Source organism: Streptomyces sp. NPDC001634 (assembly GCF_040298185.1).
Lineage (GTDB): Bacteria > Actinomycetota > Actinomycetes > Streptomycetales > Streptomycetaceae > Streptomyces.
Genome location: NZ_JBEOZU010000025.1, coordinates 1 through 13,880, shown reverse-complemented (window position 1 = coordinate 13,880; position 13,880 = coordinate 1). Strand labels below are relative to the sequence as shown.

Genomic DNA, 13,880 nt, shown 5'->3' with positions numbered 1-13,880 from the left:
GTCGTGGCGTCCTGTGCGGCGAGTTCACCGGGCCACCCCCCGTAGGCCGCCGCCCAAACCCCGACGGAGCACGGACGACCTGACTCGCACGCCAACTCGCACTGCTCGGCGCCCCACCGCCAACCATGCGCGAGGTCCGCTGCCGCCTGCGCCACCCGACCGGCAAGGCCGGCCCCACAAACTGCCTACCGCGCCGCGGAACGGCGACGCACGCCGAGGTCTACCCGGCGTCGCGTGGGCTCCGTCACACGTGACAGGAGGCGTGAGCAAGCGCTTAGATAGTCGCGCATCATATTTCCGCCGCGCTGAGCTGGAGGCCCGGGTGTTGTTCTCCTCCGTCGATGATGTCTCCATGCGCCTCGCCGAGACCGGGTATCTGGCGTCGCCCGCGGTCGCCACGACGGTCTTCCTGGCCGACCGGCTCGGCAAGCCGCTCCTGGTGGAGGGCCCCGCCGGAGTCGGCAAGACGGAGCTCGCCAAGGCCGTCGCCCAGGTCGCCGGGGCCCGACTGGTCCGGCTGCAGTGCTACGAAGGCGTCGACGAATCACGTGCGTTGTACGAGTGGAACCACGCCAAACAACTGCTGCGCATCAGCGCGGGCCGTGACGAGACGTGGGACGAGACGCGCACGGACATCTTCAGTGAGGAGTTCCTGCTGGCGCGTCCGCTGCTGACCGCCATCCGAGGCGACGACCCGAAGGTGCTGCTGATCGACGAGACCGACAAGGCCGACGTCGAGGTGGAGGGTCTGCTGCTCGAAGTGCTCAGCGATTTCCAGATCACCGTCCCAGAACTGGGTACGGTCACCGCGACCAGCCGCCCCTTCGTCGTACTCACGTCGAACGCGACCCGTGAGCTGTCGGAAGCGCTGCGCCGCCGCTGCCTCTTCCTCCATATCGGTTTCCCCGATGAGGAGTTGGAACGGCGCATCGTCCGGCTGAAGGTGCCGGACCTCGCCGAAGCGTTGACCGAGTCCGTGGTACGCGTGGTCGGAGCGCTGCGCGAGATGGATCTGCGAAAGGCCCCGTCGGTGGCCGAGACCATCGACTGGGCGCGCACCCTGCTGGCGCTCGGGGCCGAGACCCTCGACGAGACCGTCGTACGCGACAGCCTAGGCGTTCTGCTCAAGCACCAGGGCGACGTCCTCAAGGCGGCGGCCAAGCTCGACCTGGACGCCGTGTGAACTCCCCGGCGACGGAGGCGGGGGTCGCGGAGCGGCTGACGGGTCTCGTCGGTGCGCTTCGCTCGCACGGTGTACGGATCGGCACGGGAGAGACCGTGGACGCCGCGCTGGCGATGGAGGCGCTCGGCCTTGCGGACCGCGAGCGGCTGCGCGAGGGGCTGGCCGCCACGCTGCTGCACGGCGAGGCGCAGCGGCGGGTGTTCGATCCGGTCTTCGATGTGTACTTCCCGCGTCGTTTCGGGGCACCGGACACAGAGGCGCCCGTGGACCGGGAGGCTCTGCGGGACCGGCTCGCGACGGCGCTCGCCGCCAACGACGAGGCGATGATGGCCCAGTTGGCGATCGAGGCGGTGAACGGCTTCGGCGGATACGGGTCCTCGCCGGAGTCGGACGGCTGGTCGTCGTACCAGACGCTCGACCGGCTGCGCCCCCAGACGCTGCTGGCACGCGTCCGCGACAGCGTGAGGGCGCAGGCCGGCGGGTCGGGGTTCGCCGACCGGCTGCTGGAGGACGAGATCCGCAGGCGTATCGAGGTCTTTCGCACACAGGTCGCCGCGGAGGCGCGACGACGGGTTGCCGAGCGGCGGGGCAGGGACAAGATCGCCCGGCGGGCGATCTCCCCGACCCCTGACCGGGTCGACTTCCTGTTCGCCGGACGTGCTCAGCTCACCGAGCTGCGCAAGGTGGTTCAGCCGCTGGCGCGCAAGCTCGCCACCCGGCTCGCCGCTCGCCGCCGCCGTGCCGCCCGCGGCACCATCGACCTGCGTCGGACCCTGCGCGGGTCACTGTCGACGGGCGGAGTGCCGATGCAGCCCGTACTGCGCCGACGCCGCCCCGTCCGGCCCGAACTGGTGCTGCTGTGCGATGTATCGGGTTCGGTGTCGGGATTCTCGGACTTCACGATGCTGTTGGTGCAGGCGCTGCACGACCAGTTCAGCAAGGTGCGGGTGTTCGCCTTCGTCAACCGCATCGACGAGGTGACCGGGCTCTTGGTGCATGGCGCGGCCGATCCGGAGGGACTGGGCGCCCGTATCCGGTCGGAGGCGACGCTGACGGGCTGGCACGGCAGCAGTGACTATGGTGTGGCGTTCGGCGAGTTCGCCGAGCGGTACACCGACGCGGTGGGGTCCCGCACAACCGTGTTCGTCCTCGGCGACGCCCGTACGAACATGAGCGACCCGAACCTGCCGGCGGTACGGCTCGTCTCCGAACGGGCCCGCCGTGTGTACTGGTTGAACCCCGAGCCGCGCTCCCAGTGGGGCACCGGCGACTCCGCCGCGTCCGCGTACGCCGAACTCGTCGAGATGCACGAGTGCCGCAACGCCCGACAGCTCAGCGCACTGATCGCTCGCCTGCTGCCGGTCTGACCACGCTCCCACGAGGAGCCCCCAACGCTGCACGGCAACGAGCCGAGAGCCCCTCTGTCGAGTGCCCTGATCGACGTCCGGACTCTTCGGTGGCGGCCTCAGTGGACGGAGAACCCGCCGTCGACGAAGATCGATTGTCCGGTGACGTAGGCGGAGGCTCGGCCGGCCAGGAACACCGCGGCGCCGGCGAAGTCCTCGGCCAGCCCATTGCGCCCCACCATCGTGCGCGCAGCGAGCGCCGTCACCTTCTCGGGATCGGACGACAGGCGTGCGTTGAGCGGCGTCATGACGAAACCCGGCACGAGGGTGTTACAAGTGACGCCATACGCCGACCACGCCTCGGCCTGGGAGCGGGCCAGCGACTCCAACGCCCCCTTGGAGACGCCGTAGGCGCCGCTGTGCACGAACGCCCGGTGCGCCTGCTGGGAGGTGATGTGGATGATCCGCCCGAAGCCTCGTTCGGCCATGCCGGGACCGAACCGCTGGCCCAGCAGGTAGGGCGCCTCCAGGTTCACCGCCATGGTGGTATCCCACACGTCCTCGCCCAGCTCGTCCATCGGCGGCCGCAGGTTGATCCCGGCGGAGTTGACGAGGATGTCGGGCTCCCCGTACACCTTGGCCGCCGCCTCGGCCGCCGCGCGCACGCCGTCGCGGGTGCTCAGGTCGGCGCTGACCCAGTCCGCCCGGCAGCCGTCGGCTGCCAGCCCTTCGACGGTCGCGGCCAGCTCCGCCTCCGTGCGCGCGACAACCACCACGCTCGCCCCGGCCCGCGCCAGCGCCTCGGTGATGGCGCGGCCGATACCGGAACTGCCGCCGGTCACCACGGCGACCAGCCCGTCCAGGGAGAACAGTTCGGAGAGGTAAGCCCGTGAGGTCATGGCTGCACCCTAGAGGGCGTACCCCCGGCCACAGCGCCCGGATGGCGTCACCCTCCAGCAGATTCCCGCTGACTGCACCGAGTGGCTCCCAGTCCGAGTGCCGAGGGGGTGGTTCTCCGAGGCCGGTCGCCGCCTCAGCACCTCACCCCGCCACATGCTGCAGCGGCAGCTCGATCACGGCGTACGCGACAGGCGAGAAGAGTACCGCCGTCAGCAACGTCGATGCGCGCTCTCGATGTTGACGGGCCATCAGTAGCGGTACGAGGACCAGGAGCAGCGCACAGGCCCACGCCTGCGAGGAGTGGTGCAGCGACCACGCCGCCAGGATGGCCTCCATCCCGAACACGCCCGCGAGTGCGGCCAGCCCGATGACGCGGCGGTGCATGCTGTGCCCCCGCTTCCACCACGCCCCCGCGACACCGAACAGCGGACCGCTGAGGAACGCCATCACCAGCCACAGTGACGGCGCCACCAGGCTGCCCATACCGTCGCGGCCGAACTCCGCGTAGCCGTAGTAGCCGACGACCAGACCCATCGTGGCGAACAGGCCGGGGAGCGCGGACGACCGTACGGGCAACCGCCCTGCGACCAGCGCACCTGCGACGAACGCCGGAACGCACCACACCTGACCGTGGGGTACGTCGGCTCGCGCACCGCCGGCACCGTGAGCCTGCTGCGCGACGGCGAGACCGTCGTCGTGGCCCCGGGCATGGTGGCCGACCGCGCGCCGATCCTGGACCCCCTCGCCGCGCCCGGCGGACGGCTTCCAGATCTCCTCCTCGATCCGCCTCGCCGCCACACCCGGTCACACCGCCGAGGACATCAGCACCCTTGTCGACACGGACGAGGGCCTGGTCGTCCTCACCCACCTGTGGTGGAGCGCGGACGGCCCTGCCGAAGATCCCTACGCCACGGATCCCGCCGCACTGCACGCCTCGCGCGCCGCGATCCTCGCCCTGTCGCCGGTGCTCATCGTCCCCGGTCACGGCGTTGCCTTCGCACCGGACGCGAGTACGCCGGCGTAGTACTTCCGGGATTGTGTGAAATCAGGGTTCTGGTGCCGCAACCGTTCGGACCTCCGGAATGTCCCTGATACTGAAGACACCTGTCCCCTTCACCAGGAACATCTGGGGGCGTCATGCATCACCACCCGTCCCGTGCGGCCATTGCCGCGGGCGTCCTTCTCACCGCCGCCGTCGGCGCCACGATCCCCGCCTCCGCCGCCACCCAGTCGGAGGTCTCCCAGAAGGCGCCCGCGACCGCGCGCGTCGTCGACGCCCGATGGGCCGGGCACAGCACCTTCGACCGGCTCGTCATCGACATCCATGGGACCATCCCGCCCGTCACCGTGAAGCCCGTCAAGGAACTCCGCTACGACGCCTCCGGGAAGAAGGTCCCACTGCCAGCCAAGTACTTCCTGGAAATCAAGCTCTCTCCCGCGGCGGCCCACAACGACGCGGGCAAGTCGGTCTACCGGGGCCCCCGGCTGATCGAGATCCAGTTGCCCAAGCTCAAGGGCCTCGCCCTGACCGGAGACTTCGAAGGGGTGGTCACCTTCGGGACCGCCTTCCAGACCAAACCCGCCTACAAGGCCTTCAAGCTGCACAGCCCCGAGCGCTTCGTCCTGGACTTCGCCCACAGCAACCGGTGCACGTGAGCCCTGGGCGTAACGGCGGTCGTCGCTCCTTGGCGACCGCCATCGCGTCGGCCCGTGTGTCGGCTCCCAGCTCGGCGTAGATCCTGGCCGACCGGCTGCCGGCCGATGCGCAACCCGTACGGCCCTCTCCGACCCCGGCCGGGGGCCGCAGCCCGACCCGGCCGCCCGTGAGCTGTTCCCCGACGACTTCCATGACCTTTCGACCAAAGTCAGCTTCCTGTTCTTCGTCGTCGAGGTACCGCTGTTGGCTGCGGGCTCGGGCGTCCAGCCGGAGGGCCTGCCAGGCGGCGGTGATTGTCGCCGCCTACTCCTCGACCGTGCGGTCGTCCGTGGCGATGCACAGGTCCCACGTGCGGCCCGATCAAGGGCCGCGGCTGTCGCGGCCGCCTCTGCGGCGATGCGGAGCAGGTCTGCTGCGGGCCGGCTCTCAGCGGGTCGCCCGGGCGGGCCGGCTGCCGCGCCGGCCACGGGATTGGGTGCGCTCGGTCAGGGTGATACGGCTGGCATGCAGGCGGCACACCGTGACGGCTGCATGCGGCAGTGCGATGGCGTACGTCTTGGCGGTCGTCTCGTCCTCGACCTGGCCGATGATGACGAGGGCGTCGGCGCCCGCGTTGCGGTACGCGTGCTGTTCTCGTAGCGACGGCGAGGGAATCGTCATGCACCTGCCCCGAGTTGAGTGCCGGACGAGAGTGTGCCGAGCATCGGTTGCGACCAGCGCGCATCAGCGTGACATCCCCAAGGCAACAAGTGCCGACATCGGGCGCGACGCATCCCGGGCAAATGCGCTCCTGTCCGCCGTCGACCGTTGTCACTGGGCCACAGCGTGCTGACGCGTGCGGAGGCCGGCTGCCGCCGTCGCGGCAGCGTGCTCCCTGGCCAACGGTCTTGTTCGGCTTACTGCGGCTGCGTCTCGTCCAAAGCTGTTGCCGTCTGCTCGGCCGGGTTGGGGGAGGTGTAGTAGACGGAGGTGCCCTGCTTGGTGCGCTGGGCCTGGTTCTTGGCCACGAGTCCTTCGAGGGTGGTGCGTACGACGGTGGTCTTGATGCCGCGCTCGGGGTGGTTCTGGCCGAGTGCGGTGGCGACTTCGGCTGCGGAGCGCGGTTCGCTCTGTTCGGTGAGGTGGGTACGGACGAGTTCGACCAGCGTGGGCTGGGCCGTCTTCGAGGTTGCTGCCTTGTCCGTGGGCTTCTCGGCCGCCGACTTCCTGCTGTTCGTGGCGCCCCGAGAGCCGGCGGCCTTCTTCGCACGTGTCCGCTTCCCGGCGCCGGGCTCACGAGAAGTCTTCTTGGGGGTAGCGGGCACGGTGGCGCTGTCCGCCGTGGCCGAGGGCTCATCCGGTGCCGAGGTCATACCAAGTGCCTGTTGCACGTTGACCAGCACTGAGTGGTCACGCTGCAGAGCGACCAGCTGCTCCTGCAGCGCGGCGATCTCCGCCTCGATGCGTTCCTGCTCCTTGATATTGCGTTCGAGGTCGCTGGTCACCTGGGCGGTGTACTGCGACGCCAGTTCAGAAGTAGCCGTCGTGCTCTCCGACATGGTGTTGACCTTTCCTCCGGTTTCCTGGTCGGGCGTGCGCCACCTTTGGCCCAGGCCTTGGAGAACCAAGCGCCTATGTCCTCGGGCTGGTCCGAGCGACACAAGAGGTAACTGCTGCGAATGGCCCTGTGTAGGGATAGTACGGACGAGGGAAGCCTGTAGTTCCTCTCGAGTGATGTCTTTTCCTCAAGCTGAGCTTCAGGGTTGGGACGTGTGATGCTGCCCCGGGCGGGCTCAGAGGTTGGGCAGGTGTGAGTTCGTGGGGGAGTTGCTCCGGAACTTCGTGGGTGTCTCGATGGTGGTGCCAGGCGCTGAGCGCGGGGTGGTCGTCGTCAGCCGGTCGAGGAGCTCTGCGGACTGGTGGGGGGTGTCCGCACAGGCAGGACGAGGACGTTCCTGCAGGTGACGTGGCGGACCTCGTCGGCGGTGTGTGCGGCCGACACGAGCGCGGCCAGCAAACCAGGCGGTGCCGCGGGCGGCAGGAGGAGTGGCGCGGCGAACAGTGCCCGGTGGGTGGCGCGGCGAGCAGTTCCCGGTGGGCGGCGCGGCGACGTTCGATGCGATCGGGCCGCTCATCAGGGGCCGGGTTCTCATGGCCGGTCGAGATCGAGATGTTTTGCGCCTTGCTCGGCGCCTGCAGGCCGCCGCCTGAAGTACGTCACTCGCACCGGGCCGCTTTCGCCTTGGCCGGCATCGATCCCTCAGGAAGTCAACGCCAGGCGGCGCGTGGCGGGTGGAGGGGCGGCCGTGTCCAGGTCCGGTCTGTCGGGTGAAGGCTGCCGCCTTCCGGCGACCGCGTCGGTTGCCCCGCCGACCGGCGCACTGTTTCCGCGGTACCCGGTCACGGAGGAGTGACGCGGGGCGCCAGGCGGGTGGCCTGGACGCCGGAGAGTTCGTCGAGGGAGCAGCCGCGTGGTTCGACGCGGAAGGCCAGGGTGATGAGGAATCCGCCTGCGCAGGCTGCGGCCACGGCATAGAGCAATGCGGCTTCACCGATTCCCGCCAGCAGCACCGGGAAGAGGAACGTCCCCAGGGCTGCTCCCAGCTTGCCGCATCCGGCGGCGAAGCCGTGTCCCGCTGCGCGCATCTCCGAAGGAAACACCTCAGCCGGCAGAGCGAACGTCGTCGCGTTCGGCCCCAGGTTCATGAAGGTATTGAACAGTCCGAACCCCACGAGCACCGTACCGATATGAGCGCCGGCCCCTCCGGGCAGCTGGCCGCTCACTGCCAGAATGCAAAGGGAGATGGCCATCATCGCGAATCCGGTCAGTTGCAGGGGCACCCGGCCGACGCGGTCGATCAGCGTGATCGCCAGGGCGAACCCGACGACCAGGAAGACGTCCAGCAGGGCGGTGCCCTTGGTGGAGACGATGTCGTCGGCGATGAATGTGGTGTTCGCGCCGCGCAGTGCGAGCGAGGCCAGCAGGGTAGGGGTGAAGATCCCCACCCCGTAGGTCGCGATGTCCATCAGAAACCACGGTGCCGCGGTGAAGATCGTGCGCCTGCGCCATTGGCGGGAGAAAAGCTGGGGCTGGAGGAACGCCCGCAGTCCTTCCTGCGGCGGCTCGTGCCGCTCCCGGTCCGCGGCGGTCACCTGGACGGGAGCACCGACCAGGGCCCGGCCGACCTCGCGTGCCTGCTGTTCCCGCCCGTTCGGGGCGAGCCAGCGGGGACTCTCGGGCACACGGCGGCGCAGCCAGATGATCAGCAGGGCCGGTACCAGCCCGAATCCAAGCATTAACCGCCATGAGGTCACCTGTGGCCGGACCTCAAGGATCACCACCCCTGCTGCCGCCCCCAGCACGATGCCGGCCGCCTGCAGACTGAAGGCGCTGACCAGCCACCGTCCTCGGTTCTTGGACGGCAGGATCTCCGCCAGGTAACTCGCGGCGATCGGGTAGTCCAGGCCCACCGCGATTCCCAGCGCGAACCGGAAGGCCATCAGGGACCAGACATCCCACGCTGCCGCGCACAGCACCGAGAAGATGACGAACAGCCACAGGTCGACCCGGAAGATCCTGCTACGCCCGATCCGGTCCCCCAGTGGTCCCAGAAGCGCGGCACCGAAGACCGAACCCACGATCGCAGCGGCCGACAGCATGCCCTTCTCAACGGCGTTCACTGAAAAGTTCGCGGAGATGAGCGGGTTGGCGACGCCGATGATGAAGAAGTCGAACCCGTCCAGCAGAATGCCAAGACCGGCCAGCAGCCAGAACCTGACATGCAGACGGGACATGGTGGCGTCGTCCAGCGCTTTGCCGAGGGGCCGCGCCCGGTCGTAGGTGTGCTTCCTGGGCGGTGTCTTGGTGGTCACGTCGTCCTCACCGGCAGCTGCGGAACAGGGGTGGCCGCACGCCATCCTTCCGGACGGAACCTCTACGGGCGCGGGACGACGGGGCCGTTCGGCTCCGCCAAGGCACTCAAACGGCCGAACCTGCCGTGTGCGATACGACGGCAGTTCGGCCGCGCCCTGGCCCTGGTCGTTCAGAAGGCCCGGACGTAAGACCCTGGGCGTTTTTGATCACTATGCGCGGATAGTCGACGCCGCTGGAACGCGGCAGCAGAGAGATGAGAACGCTCGACTGCTGCGGGCGTGGCGCGTCTGGCAGCGCTGTGTCGTGAAGGAAGTACGGCCTCAGCTCGAAGTGTTGTGTGATGACGCCTGCGCAGGTTCGCCCCCGTCGCCGGGAAACCGGTCGATCAGGAGGGCAGACCCAACGAACAGCGCGGCACTGCTGATTCGATCTCCTCTGGGGTCAGGCTCCACTCTCGTCCTTGTCGCGCGAAGAAGCGGAGGCTGCCAGGTTCGCGCAGTCCTGGGCTACTGCTGCTCGCTGTCGGCATGACGGGGGCCGACCCGGGCGGGATGCGTCCACGGGATCAGCGCTGGGACACGGGTGCGGTAGGCAGCGTAGGAAGCACCGAACTGTCCGGCCATCAGTCTGTCCTCGATCCGAACCCGCCGCAGCAGCCAAGGGATGGCTACCGCCAGGAGGACGATCCAGATGCCGAAGCCGCAGGCCAGCATGCCGCCGACGATCAGGCCGAGCAACCCTGTGTAAATGGGATGGCGGACCAGCCGGTAGGGACCGTCCGTACGCAGCTCGTGGTGCTCTTGAAGCATCGGAACACTGGCCCACATCGTGCCCAGAACCCACCGGGCCCACAGCAGCAAGGCGGTGGAGGCGACGGCGAGCAAGCCACCCAGGAGCGCGAGCTCAGGCTGCCAGTACTGGAGATGGCGCCAGAAGTCCCGAGAGTGGCTGACCAGTGTGGAAAACACGTAGGCGCCTGCGATCAGCAGCGCCCGGCGGGGCAGTGTCCGACGCAGTCCACGTGCCCAGCCGCGCAGACCGGCCTGGCTCTTCACACCGAAGTAGACGGCGCCCACGATCCAGGCCACGACAAAGATCAGGACGCACACGCCGGTGAGAACAACCAGTGCCGAGTGAAGAGAGCTCATGCCTCAAGACTGCTCCGCGTGCGAAGCGGATCACCACCACCCACGGGCTGATGGAGAGGTCTCCACCCACAGATGGAGACCCGAAAACGGGCGGCGCCGAGGGCGGCGAGGATCATGCTCTCCCGCCCCGGCGAGCCTTCGGTATGGGCGGGGAAGTCGCTGACGCGCCCCTCTCCCGCCTGGATCAGCCGCCACGCGCCGTCGGCGCGCCACGTCCCCGCTTCATGACGGCCGTCCACCGAACTCCCAGTCGTGGACCTCGATGTCGGCGTACCGGTCCGGGGTCAGGACGGCGCGAGCCGTGTCCGGGTCCGGGGCCCGGACCAGCGCCGCGGTACCCAGCCAGGCGGTGCCGTCGTCGGACAGCAGCGGCCCGTACGCGATCAGCTCGTCCCGGTCGGGCGGCACGGTGAGGTCGGCGGCCTGCCCCGTGCCGAGGCCGAGCACCAGGTACCGGTTGCCACCCGTGCGGCCACCGGGGAAATCCCACATCGTGCGCCCCAGCATGTTGCGCCACCGGCGCAGCAGCACATCCCGGTACACCCCGGCCTGGTAGTTGGGCTCATCGAAGGCGAACGCGCGGGCGGCAGCGGGATCGGGCAGGTCGACGATGTGGACGCTGCCGGTGGGCGCATCGCCGTCGTCGGCGAAGGTCGGGCCGCGAGCGATCATCTCCGTCGCGTACCGGTCCATGTAGGACCAGTGCTCTTCCAGCAGCTCGTCGCGTAACGCCATGGAGCCGGGCCGATCACGGTGAAAGCAGAAGAACTCCATGCCCGCAGACTGTCCCCAACATGCCACGCGGTCGCAACTCAAAATCAAAAGGTGGCCCAGCGCGGGAGCTCAAGCGTCTGGGTGAAGGCAGCATCTCAACATGGACGAAAGCGCCGTCACAGCCCCTGAGCTGCCAAGTCCCAGCGCCGGCACTGGTCAGCCATGGGTTCAGAGATGAGTACACGCACTGAGTGCGCGTACTCATGCGCACCGTTCGACCGGCCCGGGAACGTGTGGCCATGATGTACGCACCCCCCAAACCTCCGCTCCGGCGCAGATGGCCCTGGTCAAGGCGGACGCCTCTTGCCCCGGACGTAGCCACTGGCCTGGTGCTGTTCGTCGTCGAGGCCGCCGTATCCATGTGGAAGAGTTTCGGCTACGGCATGCAGATCTGGGCTGCGCAAGGGGCGCAAGCGGAGATCGACGCGTCGCTGCTCGCGAGTATCGCCTGGACAGAACACTTCCTCCTCGCCACGCTCGTCCTCGCCGGGCTCGCGGCCCTGGCCCGCGCACCGTGGACAGTGCTGTCACAAGTCCTCGCTGCCGGAACGCTGGCTGTGCTGCTGGTGCTCTCGCAGCACGACTACGACCGCACTCACCCGGGCCCTGCGCCTACCCCGAGCGTTGGGTACTCGCCCTGCTACAGCGGCAGCGGGAGGTGCAACTGAGTCGCTCAAGCCCGTCCACCCGGATACTGAGTTGCTCGCGGGCACCTTCACATTCGCCTCGGGAGACTCCGGCGGTGGCCCTCTCCGGCTCAGTGTGACTCAGGCAGCACGCTCGGACGCCGCCGCTCATGCTGCCGGCTCCTCACGTGCGACGAGCGGGCCGCTGTGGTGACCTTCCCCGCCTGGTGGTAGCCGAGTAATGGTCAAGGCCTGTGGATGGGTGCCGTGCCGACCCAGCGGTGGTAGGCGTCTACGTCGACGTTGCTGCCGCACACGATGGTCACTACGTGTCGGCCGGCGAAGCGGTCGGGGTCTTCGAGGACCGCCGCGATGCCGAGCGCGGCCGACGGTTCGACGACGAGGCCGGCGTGGTCGAGGAGCATCCGCATACCGGCGATGATCGACGCCTCCTGGACCAGGACGGCGTCGTCAGCGACCAGGAGAAGGTCGTCCAGGACGGCCGGGATGGGACGCCGGCCGGCGACGCCGTCAGCGATGGTGTTGGTCGAGTCGGTGGTGACGACGCGCCGTTGGCGCCACGAGTGTGTCATCGCCGGTGCGCCCAGCGGCTGGACACAGATCACCTCGACCTCGGGCGCCCAGGCCTTCACCACATGACCCACACCGGTGGCCAGCGCTCCGCCGCCGAGAGCAATCAGGACGGCGTCGAACGACGGCACGGTGTCCGCCAGTTCCAGGCCGATGGTCGCCGCGCCCTCGCAGGTCTCGATGTCCAGGCTGTCTTCGAGCAACCGGATGCCGTCGTAGCGCGCGATGGCCGTCGCCCGCTCGCGAGCCAGCTCGTGGTCGCCGTCCACCAGTTCCAACCTGGCGTCCAGCGCGCGGATGCGATCAAGCTTGGCCGCAGTCGCGAAGCGGGATGCCACGACGGTGACGTCGAGCCCCCGGCCGCGACCGGACCAAGCGAGGGCTTGGCCAAGGTTGCCCGCGCTGGCGCACACCACGGCTCGCGAGCCATTGTTGGCGAGCAGGCTCGCGACCACCTCGGTGCCGCGGGCCTTGAAGCTGCGGACCGGGTTCGCCGTTTCGAGTTTGATGCTCACCGTGCACCCGAGGGTGGGCTCCAGCGCCTCGCAGCGGTACAGCGGAGTGTCGAGAAAAACCGGGTCGATCACCCGGCGAGCCGCCCGGATCCGAACAGTGTCGAGGCGCGTCTCCTGCATGACACAGCAGCCTAGCGCCGCCCGTGCTGTTCTCTTTGAGGGAACGCCCGGCGACCGGTGCCGGTCTGGCAGATGAGCTGAGCCCGGGTCGCTCGACAAGCTGACCGCGTTCGAGGCGGGTTCCTGCGCGAACGAGCGCGACGAGGTGCGGTGCGTTCACGGCCCGCCACCGCTGCTGCGCGGACCCGACGAGCTGAAAGCCATCGCGAGGGCGGCGGTGCGCGAGCCGGCGCCACGAGGGCGTTCCCGGCCACGACCCCGGCGCCCACACTGGCCCGGCCGCGATCCGGCGCATCGGCCATATGACGCGCAACGATGAGGCCCGGCGCCTCCAGGTGGCAGGGTGTCCGGCCGCCCGCTTCGGAACACGGCGAGGAGGTCATGACCCCGGCTACGGCTTCGTTGACGGCTCGTGAGCCGACGCTGCCTGCCGGCTGCGACGACAGCGATCTTCATCGAGGCGTCCTGTCCGGCGCTTATACCGCCGGTGCGGCTCGAGCGTGCTTCACCCCTGTGATGCAGGTTCGACCAGCTCAGGAATGGTCCCTGACCGCCGCTCGGGACAACAGATGTGATGCATCGTCTGTGACGATGTCTCTGTTCCGCTTATGTGTCAAGTTCAGGGGTGTTGCCTTCAGTTTGCCTCTAGGCGGGCGGTACGAACCGGCCTCCCCCGGGCCGACACATGATGCCGTCGAACAGCCGATCGTGACCGGGACAGCACATCCAGGCCACTGGCTGCCAGCCGCACCAGCCTGCCCGGCAAGGAGCAGCTACCGGTAGTTCGTTACTGACTTCGGCTCGTCAAGGTGATGCTGGCTCGTCGAGAGTCAGGCCGGTGCCCGCTATGAAGCCGTCGAGGGTGTCGGCCCGGTACTGGAGGCGTTTGAGCCGGTTGCGGACGAGTGCTTCCAGGCGGTCGAGGGCGACGACGGCGAGGTTGGCCAGGCTGCGTTTGACGTGTGCCCACAGGCCCTCGACGGGATTGAGGTCGGGTGAGTACGCGGGCAGCAGGAACACCGTCAGCCATTCACGCTCGGCGATCAGCTCACGCATGGCGTGGGAGACGTGGGTGTTGAGCCGGTCCCACACCAGCACGATCGGCGCCTTGACGAGCTGGTGGACGCCGTCGATCAGTGCGATGAAGTCACGCTCGCCCATGCTGCG

The 13,880-nt window shown here is 68.8% G+C and carries 13 protein-coding genes and 2 pseudogenes; 5 read left to right on the top strand and 10 right to left on the bottom strand.

Annotated features, from left to right (window positions below; genetic code table 11):
- Positions 1–325 precede the first annotated feature (325 nt).
- The gene (locus tag ABT186_RS18595; RefSeq protein ID WP_351925979.1) at positions 326–1,183 is read left to right on the top strand and encodes an AAA family ATPase; all 858 of its coding nucleotides are present in this window, start codon (positions 326–328) and stop codon (positions 1,181–1,183) included.
- On the top strand, positions 1,180–2,550 hold the full coding sequence (locus tag ABT186_RS18590; RefSeq protein WP_351925888.1) for a vWA domain-containing protein: 1,371 nt from the start codon (positions 1,180–1,182) through the stop codon (positions 2,548–2,550). Before ABT186_RS18595 ends, ABT186_RS18590 begins: the two co-directional genes overlap by 4 nt.
- Positions 2,551–2,648: 98 nt before the next feature.
- Here the strand turns inward: ABT186_RS18590 and ABT186_RS18585 are convergent, their stop codons facing one another.
- Together ABT186_RS18585 and ABT186_RS18580 are read right to left on the bottom strand one after the other, a co-directional pair.
- Positions 2,649–3,428 carry an SDR family NAD(P)-dependent oxidoreductase gene (locus ABT186_RS18585; protein WP_351227143.1) on the bottom strand — a complete coding sequence of 260 codons (780 nt, stop codon included), beginning with the start codon at positions 3,426–3,428 and terminating at the stop codon, positions 2,649–2,651.
- Between the two features lie 142 nt (positions 3,429–3,570).
- Complete coding sequence (locus ABT186_RS18580; RefSeq protein ID WP_351925886.1) at positions 3,571–4,227, bottom strand: DUF6518 family protein; 657 nt, start codon at positions 4,225–4,227, stop codon at positions 3,571–3,573.
- Positions 4,228–4,566: 339 nt separating this feature from the next.
- Between ABT186_RS18580 and ABT186_RS18575 the strand changes: the two genes are divergently transcribed.
- Positions 4,567–5,085, top strand: a complete 519-nt coding sequence (locus ABT186_RS18575) for an AMIN-like domain-containing (lipo)protein (protein WP_351925884.1) — start codon at positions 4,567–4,569, stop codon at positions 5,083–5,085.
- 145 nt (positions 5,086–5,230) lie between these two features.
- Positions 5,231–5,341: pseudogene (locus ABT186_RS18570) on the top strand (SAM-dependent methyltransferase); the annotation flags it as partial.
- A gap of 171 nt (positions 5,342–5,512) precedes the next feature.
- Here the strand turns inward: ABT186_RS18570 and ABT186_RS18565 are convergent.
- The 5 genes from ABT186_RS18565 to ABT186_RS18545 form a co-directional block, all read right to left on the bottom strand.
- Entirely contained in the window at positions 5,513–5,746 is a 234-nt protein-coding gene (locus ABT186_RS18565; protein WP_351227138.1) for a hypothetical protein, read from the bottom strand.
- Positions 5,747–5,982: 236 nt separating this feature from the next.
- Positions 5,983–6,624 carry a hypothetical protein gene (locus tag ABT186_RS18560; protein ID WP_351925882.1) on the bottom strand — a complete coding sequence of 214 codons (642 nt, stop codon included), beginning with the start codon at positions 6,622–6,624 and terminating at the stop codon, positions 5,983–5,985.
- Between the two features lie 841 nt (positions 6,625–7,465).
- Positions 7,466–8,938, bottom strand: coding sequence for an MFS transporter (locus ABT186_RS18555; protein ID WP_351925880.1), 1,473 nt, complete (start codon positions 8,936–8,938; stop codon positions 7,466–7,468).
- A 507-nt stretch (positions 8,939–9,445) separates the two neighbouring features.
- Complete coding sequence (locus tag ABT186_RS18550) at positions 9,446–10,087, bottom strand: methyltransferase family protein (protein WP_351925878.1); 642 nt, start codon at positions 10,085–10,087, stop codon at positions 9,446–9,448.
- A gap of 222 nt (positions 10,088–10,309) precedes the next feature.
- Positions 10,310–10,861, bottom strand: coding sequence for a YciI family protein (locus ABT186_RS18545; protein ID WP_351227130.1), 552 nt, complete (start codon positions 10,859–10,861; stop codon positions 10,310–10,312).
- A 203-nt stretch (positions 10,862–11,064) separates the two neighbouring features.
- Between ABT186_RS18545 and ABT186_RS18540 the strand changes: the two genes are divergently transcribed.
- Entirely contained in the window at positions 11,065–11,529 is a 465-nt protein-coding gene (locus ABT186_RS18540; RefSeq protein ID WP_351227128.1) for a DUF6234 family protein, read from the top strand.
- Positions 11,530–11,732: 203 nt separating this feature from the next.
- On the opposite strand, the gene ABT186_RS18535 is transcribed toward ABT186_RS18540, so the two are convergent.
- From ABT186_RS18535 to ABT186_RS18525, 3 genes and pseudogenes are all read right to left on the bottom strand, one after another.
- Positions 11,733–12,713, bottom strand: a complete 981-nt coding sequence (locus ABT186_RS18535; RefSeq protein ID WP_351925876.1) for a threonine ammonia-lyase — start codon at positions 12,711–12,713, stop codon at positions 11,733–11,735.
- An 85-nt stretch (positions 12,714–12,798) separates the two neighbouring features.
- Positions 12,799–12,950, bottom strand: a pseudogene (locus ABT186_RS18530) (IS256 family transposase); the annotation flags it as partial.
- A 567-nt stretch (positions 12,951–13,517) separates the two neighbouring features.
- Positions 13,518–13,880 (bottom strand): transposase (locus ABT186_RS18525; protein WP_351925874.1); only part of this gene is annotated, 363 nt, incomplete at its 5' end.

Coding starts and splice junctions, on each gene's coding strand:
- ABT186_RS18585 (WP_351227143.1), bottom strand. CDS start 3,428: ATGACCTCACGGGCTTACCTCTCCGAACTGTTCTCCCTGGACGGGCTG.
- ABT186_RS18575 (WP_351925884.1), top strand. CDS start 4,567: ATGCATCACCACCCGTCCCGTGCGGCCATTGCCGCGGGCGTCCTTCTC.
- ABT186_RS18565 (WP_351227138.1), bottom strand. CDS start 5,746: ATGACGATTCCCTCGCCGTCGCTACGAGAACAGCACGCGTACCGCAAC.
- ABT186_RS18560 (WP_351925882.1), bottom strand. CDS start 6,624: ATGTCGGAGAGCACGACGGCTACTTCTGAACTGGCGTCGCAGTACACC.
- ABT186_RS18550 (WP_351925878.1), bottom strand. CDS start 10,087: ATGAGCTCTCTTCACTCGGCACTGGTTGTTCTCACCGGCGTGTGCGTC.
- ABT186_RS18545 (WP_351227130.1), bottom strand. CDS start 10,861: ATGGAGTTCTTCTGCTTTCACCGTGATCGGCCCGGCTCCATGGCGTTA.
- ABT186_RS18540 (WP_351227128.1), top strand. CDS start 11,065: ATGCGCACCGTTCGACCGGCCCGGGAACGTGTGGCCATGATGTACGCA.
- ABT186_RS18535 (WP_351925876.1), bottom strand. CDS start 12,713: ATGCAGGAGACGCGCCTCGACACTGTTCGGATCCGGGCGGCTCGCCGG.